Source organism: Pyxidicoccus fallax (assembly GCF_012933655.1).
Classification (GTDB): domain Bacteria; phylum Myxococcota; class Myxococcia; order Myxococcales; family Myxococcaceae; genus Myxococcus; species Myxococcus fallax.
On the sequence record NZ_JABBJJ010000022.1, the window covers coordinates 12,117 to 26,347 of the forward strand.

General features: G+C 70.3%; 13 protein-coding genes. 7 read left to right on the forward strand and 6 right to left on the reverse strand.

Annotated features, from left to right (window positions below; genetic code table 11):
* Positions 1 to 157: 157 nt before the first annotated feature.
* Positions 158 to 1,519: a spinster family MFS transporter gene (locus HG543_RS07000; RefSeq protein WP_169343903.1), complete on the forward strand. Its 1,362-nt coding sequence runs from the start codon at positions 158 to 160 to the stop codon at positions 1,517 to 1,519.
* A gap of 19 nt (positions 1,520 to 1,538) precedes the next feature.
* On the opposite strand, the gene HG543_RS07005 is transcribed toward HG543_RS07000, so the two are convergent.
* The 4 genes from HG543_RS07005 to HG543_RS07020 all read right to left on the reverse strand — a co-directional run bounded on the left by HG543_RS07005 (position 1,539) and on the right by HG543_RS07020 (position 6,868).
* A complete protein-coding gene (locus tag HG543_RS07005) occupies positions 1,539 to 2,648 on the reverse strand; it encodes an SMP-30/gluconolactonase/LRE family protein (RefSeq protein ID WP_169343904.1) in 1,110 nt (369 codons plus the stop codon).
* A 32-nt stretch (positions 2,649 to 2,680) separates the two neighbouring features.
* Positions 2,681 to 4,030: a phospholipase D-like domain-containing protein gene (locus tag HG543_RS07010; RefSeq protein WP_343073294.1), complete on the reverse strand. Its 1,350-nt coding sequence runs from the start codon at positions 4,028 to 4,030 to the stop codon at positions 2,681 to 2,683.
* Positions 4,031 to 4,208: 178 nt separating this feature from the next.
* Positions 4,209 to 5,567 (reverse strand): 3-oxoacyl-ACP reductase, encoded by a 1,359-nt coding sequence (locus HG543_RS07015; RefSeq protein WP_169343906.1) that lies wholly within the window; start codon positions 5,565 to 5,567, stop codon positions 4,209 to 4,211.
* A 14-nt stretch (positions 5,568 to 5,581) separates the two neighbouring features.
* Positions 5,582 to 6,868, reverse strand: a complete 1,287-nt coding sequence (locus tag HG543_RS07020) for an acetyl-CoA C-acetyltransferase (RefSeq protein ID WP_169343907.1) — start codon at positions 6,866 to 6,868, stop codon at positions 5,582 to 5,584.
* Positions 6,869 to 6,987: 119 nt separating this feature from the next.
* On the opposite strand from HG543_RS07020, the gene HG543_RS07025 reads away from it, so the two are divergent.
* On the forward strand, positions 6,988 to 7,632 hold the full coding sequence (locus HG543_RS07025) for a QsdR family transcriptional regulator (protein ID WP_169343908.1): 645 nt from the start codon (positions 6,988 to 6,990) through the stop codon (positions 7,630 to 7,632).
* Positions 7,633 to 7,634: 2 nt separating this feature from the next.
* Positions 7,635 to 9,449: an acyl-CoA dehydrogenase gene (locus tag HG543_RS07030; RefSeq protein WP_169343909.1), complete on the forward strand. Its 1,815-nt coding sequence runs from the start codon at positions 7,635 to 7,637 to the stop codon at positions 9,447 to 9,449.
* Positions 9,450 to 9,492: 43 nt separating this feature from the next.
* Here the strand turns inward: HG543_RS07030 and HG543_RS07035 are convergent, their stop codons facing one another.
* Together HG543_RS07035 and HG543_RS07040 are read right to left on the reverse strand one after the other, a co-directional pair.
* On the reverse strand, positions 9,493 to 10,335 hold the full coding sequence (locus HG543_RS07035) for a hypothetical protein (RefSeq protein WP_169343910.1): 843 nt from the start codon (positions 10,333 to 10,335) through the stop codon (positions 9,493 to 9,495).
* A 27-nt stretch (positions 10,336 to 10,362) separates the two neighbouring features.
* Positions 10,363 to 11,313, reverse strand: a complete 951-nt coding sequence (locus HG543_RS07040) for a hypothetical protein (RefSeq protein WP_169343911.1) — start codon at positions 11,311 to 11,313, stop codon at positions 10,363 to 10,365.
* Between the two features lie 61 nt (positions 11,314 to 11,374).
* Here HG543_RS07040 and HG543_RS07045 point away from each other — a divergent pair, with 61 nt between their 5' ends.
* The 4 genes from HG543_RS07045 to HG543_RS07060 all read left to right on the forward strand — a co-directional run bounded on the left by HG543_RS07045 (position 11,375) and on the right by HG543_RS07060 (position 14,228).
* On the forward strand, positions 11,375 to 11,893 hold the full coding sequence (locus HG543_RS07045; protein WP_169343912.1) for a TlpA family protein disulfide reductase: 519 nt from the start codon (positions 11,375 to 11,377) through the stop codon (positions 11,891 to 11,893).
* A gap of 34 nt (positions 11,894 to 11,927) precedes the next feature.
* Positions 11,928 to 12,236, forward strand: coding sequence for a hypothetical protein (locus HG543_RS07050; RefSeq protein WP_169343913.1), 309 nt, complete (start codon positions 11,928 to 11,930; stop codon positions 12,234 to 12,236).
* A gap of 156 nt (positions 12,237 to 12,392) precedes the next feature.
* Positions 12,393 to 12,671 carry a hypothetical protein gene (locus HG543_RS07055; RefSeq protein ID WP_169343914.1) on the forward strand — a complete coding sequence of 93 codons (279 nt, stop codon included), beginning with the start codon at positions 12,393 to 12,395 and terminating at the stop codon, positions 12,669 to 12,671.
* Positions 12,672 to 14,228 (forward strand): efflux RND transporter periplasmic adaptor subunit, encoded by a 1,557-nt coding sequence (locus tag HG543_RS07060; protein WP_169343915.1) that lies wholly within the window; start codon positions 12,672 to 12,674, stop codon positions 14,226 to 14,228.
* Positions 14,229 to 14,231: the final 3 nt, after the last annotated feature.

Here is a 14,231-nt window from a genome sequence, read left to right on the forward strand (position 1 = left end):
TGGGGGCTGGCGCGGGGTTCTCGTCAGGCTCGCGGCAAAGAACGTCGGGCGGAAGAACCCGATCGGCGGATGCCCCTCACGCAAGAGGCTCCAGGCGTGCTTACGTGAGGCCGTGGTTCACCGACACCGGGTCGCCGGACCCTCGGGGGGAGTCTCCATGGGAAGTGTCGTGGACGGGCAGACGGTCAACGCGGGCAGGGTCCTTCTCCTGCTCTTCCTCGCCAACCTGCTGAACTTCTTCGACCGCACCATTCCTGCGGTCGTCATCGAGCCGCTCCGCAAGGAGTACGCGCTGAGCGACCTGCAATTGGGGCTCGTCTCCGCCGCCTTCACCCTCATCTATGCGGTGGCCGGCATTCCCCTCGGGAAGCTGGCGGACACGGGCTCGCGGCGGAAGGTGCTCGGTTGGGGCCTGCTGGTGTGGAGCGGCTTCACCGGGCTCAACGCCCTGGCGTGGAACTACTGGTCCTTCTTCCTCCTGCGGCTGGGCGTGGGGGTGGGCGAGGCCAGCTACGCGCCGGCGGCGAGCTCGCTCATCTCGGACCTGTACCCCGCGAACCGGCGGGCGCGCGCCACGGGCATCTACATGCTCGGGCTGCCGGTGGGGTTGATGCTCGCCTTCTTCACCGTGGGCGGCATGGTGACGGCCTTCGGCTCCTGGCGGGCACCCTTCCTCATCGCCGCGGTGCCGGGGATGGTGCTGGCGCTCTTCATGTTCTTCATCCGGGAACCGGAGCGCGGGGCGAGCGAGGAGGCTCGCATCTCCCAGCAGCCCGTGGCTCAGCCCATTCGCACGCTGCTGCGCATTCGCACGCTCACCTGGCTGACCCTCTCGGGGGTGACGCTCAACTTCGCCACGTACGCGGGCAACGGCTTCCTGGTGCCGCTGTTGCAACGCTATTTCGAGCTGCCGCTGGTGCAGGCGGCGGTGGTGACCGGCTTCATCACCGGCGTCACCGGGCTGGTGGGGTTGACGCTGGGCGGTTGGGTCGCGGACCGGGCGCATGCGAGGTCCGAGCGGGGACGCCTCACCTTCGGGACGCTCAGCCTGCTGGTGGGCGCGGTCGGTACGGGGCTCGCGCTGCTCTCGGGCAAGGCGTCGGTACCCCTGTTCGCCGTGTGCTTCGGCCTGGGCTGGCTCGGGCTCTACAACTACTACACGAGCGTCTACCCGGCCATCCAGGACGTGGTGGAGCCGCGCCTGCGGGCGCAGGCGATGGCGCTCTTCTTCGCCGGGATGTACGTGCTCGGCGGCGCGCTGGGCCCGGCGGTGGTGGGCGGGCTCTCGGATGTCTTCACCGTCTCCGCGATGCGCGAGGCCGGGGCCGTCGAAGTGACGGAGGCCTTCAAGGCGACGGGGCTGCACAGCGCCATGTTCCTCATCCCCGTGATGCTCCTTCTCACCGCGGTGTTCATGCACCTGGCCTCACGGAGCTTCGTCGCCGACGCGCGGCGGATGCGGGAATCGCTGGCGCGAGTGGAGGTCGATGGGGCGCGGGGACTCCGAGAGGTGGCCTGAGCCGGGAGGGGGGACCTCCTCAGCGGTTGGACGGAGCGCCCGGCAACACGGGCGCCTTCAGCGCGGTGAATGGCACGATCAGGAGTGCCCGTGACTGGAAGGACCCGATCCAGAGCTCGTCATCGACCACGATGGCACTCGTGCCCGCGCTGAAGGTGATGTCCGATTCCCGCTCGTAGAGGGTGGTCGCCTGCAGGGTCGTCGCGTCGACACGGGCCACCTCCGTGGGGATGCCGCACCCGAGCGTGAAGCACAGGCCGAGGCGCGGGAGGCTCACGGGGTGCCCGGTCGCGAGGATTGCTCCATCGGGCGCGAACCGGAGGTTGTCGGGGCGGAATCCGAGCTCCACCGACCGCGCGTCCCCCTCCTTGCCGCCCAGGGGGACCTTGTGGAGCCTTCTGCCCATGTACTCGGCCACGTAGAGCCAGGCGCCGTCCGGCGAGACCAGGATGCCGTTGTCGTAGCTGAAGCGCGTGCCCGGCACCTCGGCCCATTCGCCTCCGGGCGCCCAGCGCAACACCTTTCCCTTGGACGTGGCCGACGGATGGTGCGGAATCGTGATGACCAGTCCTCCGTCCGGCAGCGTCGCAACGGAGTTCGCCGCGTGCTCGGGGGGCAGCACGACGCAGCCGCTCCAGCTCAGCTCCGGCCCCCGGTCCGAGACGCGGACGTCGAACACCTCGATCGACTCGCGGCCACCGTGGTTCACGACGTAGAGCGCGTGCGCTCCGTCAGGCCCGGAGCGCAGGGCGATGCCGTGGGCGGAAAGCGACGCCCTGTCAGGTGCTCCGGGACAATCGCGGTAGGGCGGCGCGGCGGGCCGCGAGAGGTCGGGCGTGATGGCGTGGAACGCCTTGTCGCGAGTCCTGATGGCGTAGAACCCGCCCTGCTTCCACTCGTCGTTGCCCATGTTGCCGGCCAGCACCCACTCGCTGTCCCCGAGTCGGAGCAGGTCCTCCGGCTTGTTCATCGCGCACAGGGCGCGCATGCCGCTCGTGGCCTGGCACGGGCCGCCGACGCCCCGTCCCGCTGGCGTGAAGCCGCCGAGCACCGCGACGACCAGCAGGACAAGTCCGATGAGCGCCACGGCGCCCCACAGGACGCGTCGGAGACGATTACGTGATGGCATCGCGGTTCCTCCTCCAAGGTCGTGGCCCGGCCTCAAGGGCCCGGCGGGTTCGGGCGGTGGGACACCCGGGCTTCGGCGCTTCGTTGCTTCGAATGGCGATTGGCGCGGAGCAGGAGCGCCAGCGCCAACCACAGCGCCAGCACCGAGAGTGGATAGGCGAGCGCGGCGGGAAAGAAGAACCCCAGTGCCGCGACCGCGACCAGGATGGCCGCGAGTCCGCGCTCGATTCCGCTCTCGACGGAGCCGAGCGAGCGCGTCCCGGACGCCGCCGCTGCTCCGACGGCCCGGGCGAACCTCACGAACCCGACGCGTGATTCGCCAGAGCCCCAGGGCAACCCGGCGCTTCGGCGTGACACCGGAACGACGTGGCGCTTGCCACTCAGGATGATCTCGGTGCTGTTCGCGAGGTCTCGCAAGAAGATGGCCGCGAACTCGCGCGCGACCTCGGGGGCTTCGATGGCGATGTCGAGCTCATAGTTGCCGATGAAGCTGGCGAGGTTCAGGTTCGAGGACCCGACCCGCGCCCACCGCTCATCCGCGACCGCGGTCTTCGCGTGCACCATCGAGCCGTTCCATTCGAAGATGCGCACCCCTGCTTCCAGCAGCGGGCGGTACCCGGCCCGCGACAGCCGGCCAATCATCGGCAGGTCCGTGGTCGAGGGAACCAGCAGCCGGACGTCCACGCCCGCGAGCGCGGCCCGCCGGAGCGCCTGGACGTAGGGCGCGAAGCTCACGAAGTAGGCGTCGGTCAGCCACAACGTCCGCTGCGCGGCCGCGGCAATCAGCTGGTCCAGCCGGAACAGGTCCGTGGACGCGGGCTCGCCCGCGATGATGCGCACCGGGACAGTCCCTGCGGCCGGGAGGGCTTCGGGGGCCGAGAGCACATCGACGGGCAGCGGCGCCCCTGTCGCGTCCCAGACCTCCTTGAATGCCCGCTCCGCCCAGGCGACCGCCGGTCCATGCAGCATGACGCCCGTGTCTCGCCAGGGAGGAACCCCCCGCTCGGGCGCTCCGAGCCAGCGCGTGCTGACGCAGAGCCCGGAGATGAAGGCGACCTCGCCATCCATCGCGAGCATCTTCCGGTGGTCGCGGGACAACCAGCCCAACGGACTGCCGAACCGGGGCGGATTGAAGACCCGCACCTCGACGCCCGCGTCCTGCAACGCGCGCCAGAAGGCGCGGGACGCCTCGGAGCGCGAGCCCAGCCAGTCGCGGATGAGGCGGACCTTCACGCCGGCGCGAGCCCGCTCCTTGAGCGCCTCGGCGAACTCCCGCCCCACCTCGTCCTCCGCGATGATGTAGTTCTCGAAGAAGATGGAATGACGCGCGGCGCGAATCGCCTCCAGCCACGCGGGGTAGTTCTCCTTCGCGTCGAGGAGCACCCGAACCGAATTCCCCGGCACCCGCGGTGCACCGGAGGCACGGTCGAACGCGCGATGCACGAGGTCTGAATCCGATGCGCTCATCGAAGGCGACGCTACCTGCATTGGCGCCGCGATGTTCGGAGAGATGTGGAGGCCGTCGGCTACTCACCTCATGTCCCCGCGGCTCACCCGTGAATCAGGCGCCGATGAGCCCCTGGCCGCAGGCGCGCACGGTGTTGCCCGTCAGCCCGTACGCCCCGGGGCTGCCGAGGAAGGTGATGAGCTCCGCCACGTCACGCGGCAGGCCGCCCTGCGACAGGGAGTTGAGGCGGCGGCCCACCTCGCGCGTCATGAGGGGCATCTTCGCCACCATGGCCGTCTCGATGAAGCCCGGGGCCACGGCGTTGGCGCAGATGCCGCGCGGCGCGAGCCTCGGCGCGAGCGCCGCCACGTAGCCGATAAGGGCCGCCTTGGTGGCCGCGTAGTTCGTCTGCCCGAAGTTGCCCGCCACGCCGCTGATGGACGAGAGGTAGACGAGACGCCCCTCGTCCCGCAGTGCGCCGGAGGCGAGCAGCGCATCATCGGCGGCGACGATGGCGGCGAGGTTGACGGCCAGCACCTGGTCCCATGCCTCGGGCGTCATCTTCGCGAGCGTGCGGTCTCTCGTGATGCCCGCGTTGTGCACCACCACGTCCACGCCGCCATGGCGGCCCTTCAATTCCTCCACGAGGCGCGCGGGCGCATCCGGCGCCGTGACGTCGAGCGCCAGCGCCTCGCCGCCGACGCGAGCAGCCGTGGCTCCCAGCGCCTCCTGCAGCGCGGGCACGTCCAGGAGCACCACGCGCGCGCCCTCCTGCGCGAGGCGCTCGGCCGTGGCCGCGCCGATGCCGCGCGCGGCGCCCGTCACCAGCGCCACCCTGCCCCGCAGCGCGGACACCCTGGGCACCGAGGCCGGAGCGCGCGCGGTGGACGTCACCCGCACCGCCTGGCCGGAGACGTACGTGGTCTGCACGCCGCAGAAGTAGCGCACGGGCCCGGCGAGCCGGTCCTCGGCGCCCCGCGCGACGTAGGCGAGATTCGCCGTCGCGCCGCGCCGGCCCACTTCCTTGCCCAGGCTGCGCACGAAGCCCTCCACCCCACGCGCCACGGCGGCCGCCGCGGGCCCCGCCGCCTCCTCGGGCAGGCTCGCGAGCACCAGCACGCGCGCGTTGCGCGCCAGGCGCGGAACCACCGGGTGGAAGAAGTCATAGAGGGCGCGCGCATCGGTGGGGGTGGCGAGCCCCGTGGCGTCGAAGACCACCACGTCCACACCACGGCCCTCCTGTGCCGGCGGCGCGTCCAGCACGCGCGCGCCCGCGCCCGAGAGCGCGCTCCGGGCGGCCTCCGTGGCGAAGCCGCCGGGCGCCGCGCCCAGTACCACCCCGCGGTCCACGAAGGGCTGGGCCACCCAGCCCTCCTTCGCGCGCGCCAGGGCCGGCGGGGTGGGCAGTCCCAGCGCCCGCACGAGTCCGCCCGTCAGCGGGCTGTTGGCCAGCTTCGTCAGCGTGTCAGCCATGGTGTCGTCGCTCCCTAGGTTTCGAGGATGGCGGTGACGGCCTGTCCGCCCGCCGCGCAGATGGAGATGAGGCCCTTCTTGCCAGGGCCCGCCTCCGACAGGGCCTTGGCCAGCGTGCCCACGATGCGGCCGCCCGTGGCGGCGAAGGGGTGCCCCGCCGCGATGGAGCTGCCCTTCACGTTGAGCCGGGCGCGGTCGATGGCCCCCAGTGCCCCGGACAGTCCGAGGCGCTCACGGCAGAACGCGTCCGACTCCCAGGCGGCGAGCGTGCAGAGCACCACCGCGGCGAAGGCCTCGTGCACCTCGACGAAGTCGAAGTCCCGAAGGCCGAGGCCCCGCTTCTGGAGCATGCGCGGGACGGCGTAGGCGCCGCCCATCAGCAGCCCCTCGCGCTCGTCGATGAAGTCCACCGCGGCCACCTCGCCCGCCGTCAGGTACGCGAGCACGGGCAGGCCGCGCGCGCGGGCCCACTCCTCGCTGGCCAGCAGCACCGCGGACGCGCCGTCGGTGAGCGGCGAGGCGTTGGCGGCGGTGATGGTGCCCTTCTCCCGGTCGAAGGCGCCCGGCAGCTTCGCCATCTTCTCCAGCGTGGTGTCCGGCCGCAGGTTGTTGTCCCGCGTGAGCCCCTGGTACGGCATCACGAGGTCCTGGAAGAAGCCCGCGTCGTAGGCGCGCGCGAGGTTCTGGTGGCTCGCCAGCGCGAGCGCGTCCTGGGCCTCGCGGGAGATGCCGTACCGGTCGGACGTGATTTGCGCGTGCTGGCCCATGGATTTGCGCGTGCGCGGCTCGGCGTTGACGGGAATCTCCGGCACGAGCGCGCGCGGGTCGAGCAGTCCCAGGGCCGCCGCGAGCTTCGCCCCTTGCGTCTTCGCGCCGTTCAACGCCATCAGCGCGCGCTGCATCCGGCGGCTCACGGCGATGGGCGCGTCGGACGTGGTGTCGGTGCCGCAGGCGATGCCCGCGTCGATCTGCCCGAGGGCAATCTTGTTCGCCACGAGGATGCAGGCCTCGAGGCCGGTGCCGCACGCCTGCTGCACGTCAAAGGCGGGCGTGGCGGGGTCGAGCCCACTGGACAGCGTGCACTCGCGCACCAGGTTCCAGTCGCGCGAGTGCTTCATCACCGCGCCGCCCACCACCTCGCCCAGCCGGACGCCGCCCAGGCCCGTGCGCTCCACGAGGCCGCGCAGGACGTCCGACAGCATGTCCTTGTTGGACAGGCGCGCGTACGCGGTGTTGCTGCGCGCGAAGGGAGTGCGGAGGGCCGAGACGATGGCGACCTTGCGGACCGGGCCGTGGTTCATGGGCTGTTCCCGTCGGGAATGCGAGGTACCAGGCACTCGCGCCGCGAGGCCTCGTGAGACACCTTGCATTATTGTCTCAGGGTGAGTTGAAGTGTCAAAAGGTTCCATAGGAAGCGGATATGCCCTCCAAAGGCCGCGCCACCCGCCCAGCGCGGGAGGCGCCCCCGAAGACGACCCGGCTGTCGCGCGCGCTCGCGGGCGCCGAGACGCCCGTGCGTGCCACCCCGCTGGACGCCTTCCGGCTGGCCCGGCGCAAGTGGCTCGCCGGAGAGCGCATCGACATGGGGGCGCTGGCCGACGAGCTGGGTGTCGGCCGCGCGACGCTCTTCCGCTGGGTGGGCAGCCGGGAGCTCCTCCTCGGGGAGATCATCTGGTCGGTGCAGGAGCCCTTCATCCAGCGCGCCCGCGCCGAGGTGCAGGGGAATGGGCCCACGGCCATCGCCGAGGTGTGCGAGCGGGTGATGCGGGCCGCGCTGTCGCTGCCTCCCCTGCGCACGTTCATCGAGCGCGACCCGGAGTACGCGCTGCGCGTGCTCACCTCGAAGAGCAGCACGGTGCAGAGCCACAACATCGAGGCCATGCGCGCCGGGCTCGAGGAGCAGGTCGCCGCGGGCCACCTGCGGCCCAGGCTGCCGCTCGACACGCTCGCCTTCGTCATCGTCCGCCTCTCCGAGGCCTTCGTCTACGCGGACGTCATCAGCGGCCGTGAGCCCGCGGTGGACCAGGCCGCCGCGGCCATCCGCGTCCTCCTTGAAGGAAACTGAACATGCCCAATACCCGCCCCAATCCCCTCCTGTCCGACCGCGACATCGCCTTTCACCTCTTCGAGGAGCTGGACGCAGAGAGCCTCACGCGCCTGCCCGCGTTCTCCGCGCACAGCCGCGAGGGCTTCGAGCTGTTTCTCGACAGCTGCCGGCGCTTCGCGCGTGAGCAGCTGTTTCCGCTCTACCGGCCCATGGACGCGGAGCCCCCTGTGCTGCGCGATGGCCGCGTGCGCGTGCACCCGCGCATGGGGGACTTGTGGCGTGGCATGACGGAGCTCGGCCTCATCAACGCCATGCGGCCCGAGGCCGTGGGCGGCCAGGGCCTGCCCGTCACCGTCTTCACGCTGGCCACCGCGTACCTCATGGCGGGCAACCTGTCGGCCTACGGCTACGTGGGGCTGACGGCGGGCGCCGCGCACCTCATCGAGACCTTCGGCGATGCGGCCCTGAAGGACGCCCTCATGCGGCCCATGTACGAGGGCCGCTGGACGGGCACCATGGCGCTCACCGAGCCGCAGGCGGGCAGCAGCCTCGCGGATGTGCGCACCACCGCCACGCCGGCCGCTGACGGCACGTACCGCATCCGCGGCAGCAAGATCTTCATCTCGGGAGGAGACCAGGACTTCGCCGAGAACACGGTGCACCTGACGCTCGCGCGCATCGACGGGGCGCCCGCGGGGACCAAGGGCATCAGCCTCTTCGCGGTGCCCGCGCGCCGGCTGGGGCCGGATGGCCAGCTCGTGCCCAATGACGTGCACGTCGCGGGCGTCATCCACAAGATTGGCTGGCGCGGCCTGCCCAGCCTCGCGCTCAACTACGGCGAGGAAGGCGACTGCCACGGCTGGCTGGTGGGCGCGGCGGGCCGGGGCCTGCCGCAGATGTTCCAGATGATGAACGAGGCGCGCCTGATGGTGGGCATGAACGCGTGCGCCTCCGCGTCCGCCGCGTACCACGAGGCGCTCGCCTACGCGCAGGAGCGCACGCAGGGGCGGCCCCTCACCTCTCGCGACCCATCGAGTGCCCCGGTGCCCCTCGTCGCGCACGCGGACGTGCGGCGGATGCTCCTGCGGCAGAAGGCCATCGTGGAGGGCAGCCTCTCCCTGCTGGGCTACACCGCGCTGCAGGGGGACCTCAGCCACCACGCGGACAGCGAGGACGCACGCGCCCGGGCCTCGCTCCTGTTGGACCTGCTGACGCCGGTGGCCAAGACATTCCCCTCGGAGAAGGGCTTCGAGGCCAACGCCCTGAGCGTGCAGGTGCACGGCGGCTACGGCTACACGAGCGAGTACATGCCCGAGGCATGGCTGCGCGACCAGAAGCTGAACACCATCCACGAGGGTACCAGCGGCATCCAGTCACTGGACCTGCTGGGACGCAAGGCGGTGGCGGGCGGTGGGGAGGCGCTGCGGCTGTACGGCGAGGAGGTGGCGCGCACGGTGGAGCGAGCGCGCGCGGCCGGGGTGGAGGGCGCGCTGTGCGACGCGCTGGCGGCGGCCACGGACGGGCTCCTCTCGCTGACGATGGAGGTCGCGGGCCGCGGCCTGGCCGGGGATGTGGACGGTATGCTGCGCCACAGCTCGCACTACCTGGACCTCTTCAGCACGCACGCGATTGCCTGGCGCTGGCTGGAACAGGCCGCGGTGGCGGAGGAGGCGCTGCGCCGTGGTGCCGGTGCCACCGACGCGGCGTTCTACGAGGGCAAGCGCCGCGCGGCGGCGTACTGGCTGCGCACCGAGCTGCCACGCTGCGCGCCGCTCGCGCAGCTCATCCGGAGCAACGAGGACAGCTACGCGGCAATGCCCGTGGAGGCGTTCTAGCTTCGCGCCCGAGGCGCGCCGGTGAAGCCGGCGCGCCAGGAGCCTATTTCCTTGGCTGGATGTCCAGCTCGACTTGGGCCCGTGACATCAGCAGGAACTTCGTGTCGCTCAACCAAGCCTCGATGGTGCTCTTTCCTGGATGCAGCGCCCGATACGTAGAGGCCGTGCTGGACTGCTTCGTCAAGCGAAGCTCCGCCGGGTTGTTCTGGATTTGAATGCGCAGCTTCTGCGATGCCTGGGACTGCTTGGGATGGACCTGGATCTCCACCTCCTCGTCCACCTGGAGCTGAGACTTCGACACGGTGACCTTGTCGATGCGCGGCAAGCCCTGGGACAGGGTCTGGCTCACGTGCCGCTCCATGAATCCCTGGAGGGAGCGCGCGAGGGGCTCCACCGAGATTCCACTGGTATCTCTCAGCTCGACGTACACGTTGTGGAAGACCCAGAACACCACCTGAAGCGGGGTGCCGGGCATCTGGACGGAGAGCTGACCCAGCCAGCCCGGGCCCCGGACATACGGAATCCTGGGCATGGAAGTGACGGACACGTCCGAGAGGAAGTGTTCCCGCGCGGCGGCGGCCCCGGTGCTGCAGACGTTGATTCTGAGGATGAGAGTGGCCCCACCCCGCCGGAAGCTCCAGCTCCGCGTGACAAGGCCACCTGGCAGCATGGAGACATCCTCCGAGAAGGGTTCCCAGCCCGCCTCTCGCGTGGGGAGGTACTCCTTCACGCCATCCCAGTCCGCCACCACTCCGATATCCGGGTTCGCGCTGACGACGAGCTGATCGAAACCGATCCGCTCCTTGAATTCATTCAACTTCCGTGGATTGACCAACATGGGTTCACCGGATGCAGTGCCACACAAAGCCCAGCCCAGCAGAATCACACCCAGGACCGAACGAATGTCCATGAGTCACTCGAGCGTTGTCACAGGCGGATAGATGAAGATATCGCTTTCCAGCCCAGCTCTTTCCCAGTTGGGATAGGGATAGAGTTTCGGGTCGGGGTCGATGCTGTTGTCGATATACTCCTGGGTCGTTTCCGTCCCGGTGTGGGGCCCCGCGCAAGCATCCAGAATCTTGCCATCCATTCGGCAAAACGCATGGTTGCTGAACGATGTCCGTTTGGGGTCGTAGCGCATGACGACCTTGTCGCTACCCGTGTCCCTGTAGAACGGGTTGTTGCAGGCGCCGACGCCGACCAGGTTCGTCGTGTGGATGAACCCATAGGGTTCCATGTAGAGCCACTCAGTGCTGACCCCCAACGCCGCAGCAAATACCTGCACGGCGGACGCTTGGTCGTAGCAGCAGCACTCGGGGTCTTCACCTTTCATGTAGGAATTGAGCCTGAACTGCCGCGCACGCATCCTCCCATAGCGTGGAGCGCCCTCCTTGGTGTCGTACTCCAGCCCGTGCCCCGTGTGACAGTAGCGGGTGATCTTCTCGATGATCTCCGCGCGAGTCCTCAGGCCCACCACGCCCACCCTGTTGCAGAGGAAGCGGAGTGCCTCGGCCCAGACCGCATCCGCGAATGGGATGATGGGGGCCGCAGGGAGGAAGAAGACCTCCACCTCGGACCCGCCCAGGGCGATGGAAGCGCCCGGATCGGCAAAGGACACTCTCCATTCGATGCTGCCGCGGTACCAGGCAATCTTGTTGGGCAGCGTCTCGAACTGGGCCTGGACGACGTGCTCCCCCGGTCCCAGCGGGAGCTTCGCGGTGATCTCCAGGTCGCTGGCTACTCGCCCTCGAACTTCGCGTCGAAGGAGTACATCATGGAGTCCACCGGTCGGAGTAGGCACACACCGGACCCGGAGCACCTGTCCGGCCGGTGAGGAGCACAGCTCTTGAAATGCATCCGACAAGCCTTCTCCGAGATGCGGCTCCGTTCCCTCCAGGTGCCCGCGTCCCGGTCGGCCCGGCAACATGAAGAGTGATGCCCTCATCCTCACCTGGCGAGTGCTCACGCTCTGCCTGCTGGCCATGACGTGGGCCTGCAGGAGCGAGCCTCCGCCGAGCTACATCCGGCTGGCCGGGCCCGCCCCTGTGCTCGCGGACGTGCCGGGCTCCCGCGCGCTGCTCGTGGTGTTCTGGGCCTCCTGGTGCCCTCCCTGTGTCGAGGAGACGCCCCAGCTCCGGGCCCTGGCTGAGTCACCGCCCGAGGGACTCCAGGTCGTCGTCTTCAGCCACGATGCGGACGCCAGGGCGGTGGAGTCCTTCTTCAAGGGCCCTCCCCCGCCGGACTTCCACCTCCGCGTGGATGTCGGCAAGAAGGTCGCCCGCTCGTACGGCGTGGAGCAGCTCCCGACGAGCATCCTCGTCGTCGATGGGCGGCTGGTCGCACGCTTTCCGGGCCCTCGGGACTGGGACTCGAAGGCAATGCGACGCCTCCTCGAAAGGTTGACCCGCGAGCCCGCCGACCGGGCGGCCGGCCCGGCGGATTGACTCCCCCCGGCGTCCTTTGTAAGCCACCTGTTGGATGCAGCTCTTCCTGCGAATCCTGGCCGTGCTCCTCGTCCTGATGACGGGCGGCGTCTTCCAGACGCTGGCCTTTGCATCGGACACGCACGCCGACTGCGCGGAGGAGGAAGAAGGCGCTGACGACTGCACGGACTGCGCCCCCAGCTGCGCCATGTGCCAGTGCTGCCCGCTGAGAGCGGCCCCCGCGCCGGTGCCCGTCATCGAGCAACCCGAGCCCGGGCCCGCGCTGCCACCCGTCCCCAGCCGCGTGGACGAGCCGGTCCTCTCCGGACCGGGTGCCGACATCTTCCAGCCGCCCAGAGCCTGACGCCGCCCTTCACGGGAGACGTGTGTCCTGCGTGGACCCTCCAGGGCCCATGCGCGCGCACGCGCGTCTTCTCCGCCTGACGTCATGTCCGTCTTCCCGCGCACTCTCGCGCGGGCATTCACCGCCGTGGGCGACGGCCCCGGCTGGAGTTCCCTCATGCGTTCGCTGCGTACGCTGTCCGTGGTCGTGTCCCTCCTGGCCGTCCCCGTCCTCCCGGCCCTGGCCGAGGAGCCCAAGCCCGCCGAGAAGTCCCAGACGGCCGAGGCCGAGAAGCCGAAGTGTGAGCACGGCGTTCAGAAGACCCTGTGCACGCGCTGCAACCCGAAGCTGGCGGCCGTCTTCAAGTCCAAGGGCGACTGGTGCCCCGAGCACGACCGCCCCGAGTCCCAGTGCTCCATCTGCCACCCGGACCTGGCCAAGAAGGGAGTGAAGTAGATGTCTGCCTCCCGTATCGGCCCGGTGGTGCTGGCGTGCCTGCTCGTCATGAGCGCCAGCTGCTCGAAGGAGTCCAGCTCCGCCGCGGCGGAGAAGTCCGCTCCGCCTCCGGCCGCCGCGGGAGGCGCATCCGCCCAACAGGTGAAGCTGTGCGAGCACCGGGTGCCGGCGGAGCTGTGCACCCGGTGCAACCCGGACCTCATCGACGTCTTCAAGGCGCAGGACGACTGGTGCGAGGCGCACGGGGTGCCCGAGTCCCAGTGCTTCCAGTGCCACCCGGACCTCACCTTCACCGCGCGGTCCACCGCGCCGAAGGACTGGTGCAAGGAGCACGCGGTCCCCGAATCCAAGTGCACCAAATGCAATCCCTCCCTCGTCGCGAAGTACATCGAGGTGGGGGACTACTGCCGCGAGCACGGCTTCCCGGAGTCCGTCTGCCCGTACTGCCATCCAGAGTTGGTGAAGGCCGCGGGCGCGGAGCCACCCACGTTCCCCGAGCCGGGCACGCGCGTCCGCCTGGCCTCCGCCGAGACGGTCCGCGAGGCCGGCATCCAGACGCGGCGCGTGGAGAAGCGGCCCTTTGCCCGGACGCTGGACGTCGTCGGCCAGCTCGACTTCAACAACAACCGGCTGGCCTGGCTGTCGGCGCGGAGCGAGGCGCTGGTGCTGGAAGTCCGGGTGGACGTCGGCGACGAGGTGAAGGCCGGTCAGCCCCTCGCGGTGGTGACGTCCGGCGCCGTGGGAGCGGACCAGGGGCGCCTCTCCGCGGCCCAGGCGCGATTGGAGGCGGCTCGCGCCGCGCTCGTACGCGAGCAGACGCTCGTCGAGCGGGGCATCAGTGCACGCAAGAGCCTGGAGCAGGCCCAGGCCGAGGTGGCCGCCGCCGAGGGCGAGCGCGCCGCGGCCCGCGCGTCCCTGACGGCCGCGGGAGCCTCCGTCACCAGCCAGCAGGGCACGTACGTGCTGACGGCGCCCTTCTCCGGCACGGTGGTGGCCCGTGACGCCGTCCCCGGCCGGCACGTGGGCGCGGGACAGACGCTCCTCCAGGTCGCGGACCTGAGCACCATGTGGGCCCTGCTGGAGGTGCCCGAAGCGGACGCGGGCGCGGTGCGCGCGGGCCAGAAGGTCACCCTCACCTTCGAGAGCATGCCCGGCGAGACGCGCGAGGCCACCCTCACCCGCGTGGGCGCTTCCGTCGACCCCGCCACCCGCACCGTGCGCGCTCGCGTGGAGCTGCCCAATCCCGAGGGCTCCCTCAAGGCGGGGCTCTTCCTCCGGGCCCGCGTGCAGGTGGCCGCCGAGCACGAGGCCCTGCTGGTGCCCCGCGAGGCCATCCAGCGCGCCGAGGGCCGCACGCTCGTCTTCGTGAAGAAGGAGCCGGGCCTCTACGAGCCCGTCGCGGTGGAGCTGGGCGCGGGCGGCCGTGAGGAAGTGGAGGTGGTGAAGGGGCTCTCTCCTGGCGTGGAGGTCGTCACCACGGGCGCCTTCCTCCTCAAGACGGAGATCCTCAAGGAGTCCATTGGCGCGGGGTGCTGCGAGACGGAAGGGGGCGAGTAGCCG

What these genes read in the sequence shown, in the direction of transcription:
- HG543_RS07000 (WP_169343903.1), top strand. Translation starts at nt 158, where the DNA reads ATGGGAAGTGTCGTGGACGGGCAGACGGTCAACGCGGGCAGGGTCCTT.
- HG543_RS07005 (WP_169343904.1), bottom strand. Translation starts at nt 2,648, where the DNA reads ATGCCATCACGTAATCGTCTCCGACGCGTCCTGTGGGGCGCCGTGGCG.
- HG543_RS07015 (WP_169343906.1), bottom strand. Translation starts at nt 5,567, where the DNA reads ATGGCTGACACGCTGACGAAGCTGGCCAACAGCCCGCTGACGGGCGGA.
- HG543_RS07020 (WP_169343907.1), bottom strand. Translation starts at nt 6,868, where the DNA reads ATGAACCACGGCCCGGTCCGCAAGGTCGCCATCGTCTCGGCCCTCCGC.
- HG543_RS07025 (WP_169343908.1), top strand. Translation starts at nt 6,988, where the DNA reads ATGCCCTCCAAAGGCCGCGCCACCCGCCCAGCGCGGGAGGCGCCCCCG.
- HG543_RS07030 (WP_169343909.1), top strand. Translation starts at nt 7,635, where the DNA reads ATGCCCAATACCCGCCCCAATCCCCTCCTGTCCGACCGCGACATCGCC.
- HG543_RS07045 (WP_169343912.1), top strand. Translation starts at nt 11,375, where the DNA reads ATGAAGAGTGATGCCCTCATCCTCACCTGGCGAGTGCTCACGCTCTGC.
- HG543_RS07050 (WP_169343913.1), top strand. Translation starts at nt 11,928, where the DNA reads ATGCAGCTCTTCCTGCGAATCCTGGCCGTGCTCCTCGTCCTGATGACG.
- HG543_RS07055 (WP_169343914.1), top strand. Translation starts at nt 12,393, where the DNA reads ATGCGTTCGCTGCGTACGCTGTCCGTGGTCGTGTCCCTCCTGGCCGTC.
- HG543_RS07060 (WP_169343915.1), top strand. Translation starts at nt 12,672, where the DNA reads ATGTCTGCCTCCCGTATCGGCCCGGTGGTGCTGGCGTGCCTGCTCGTC.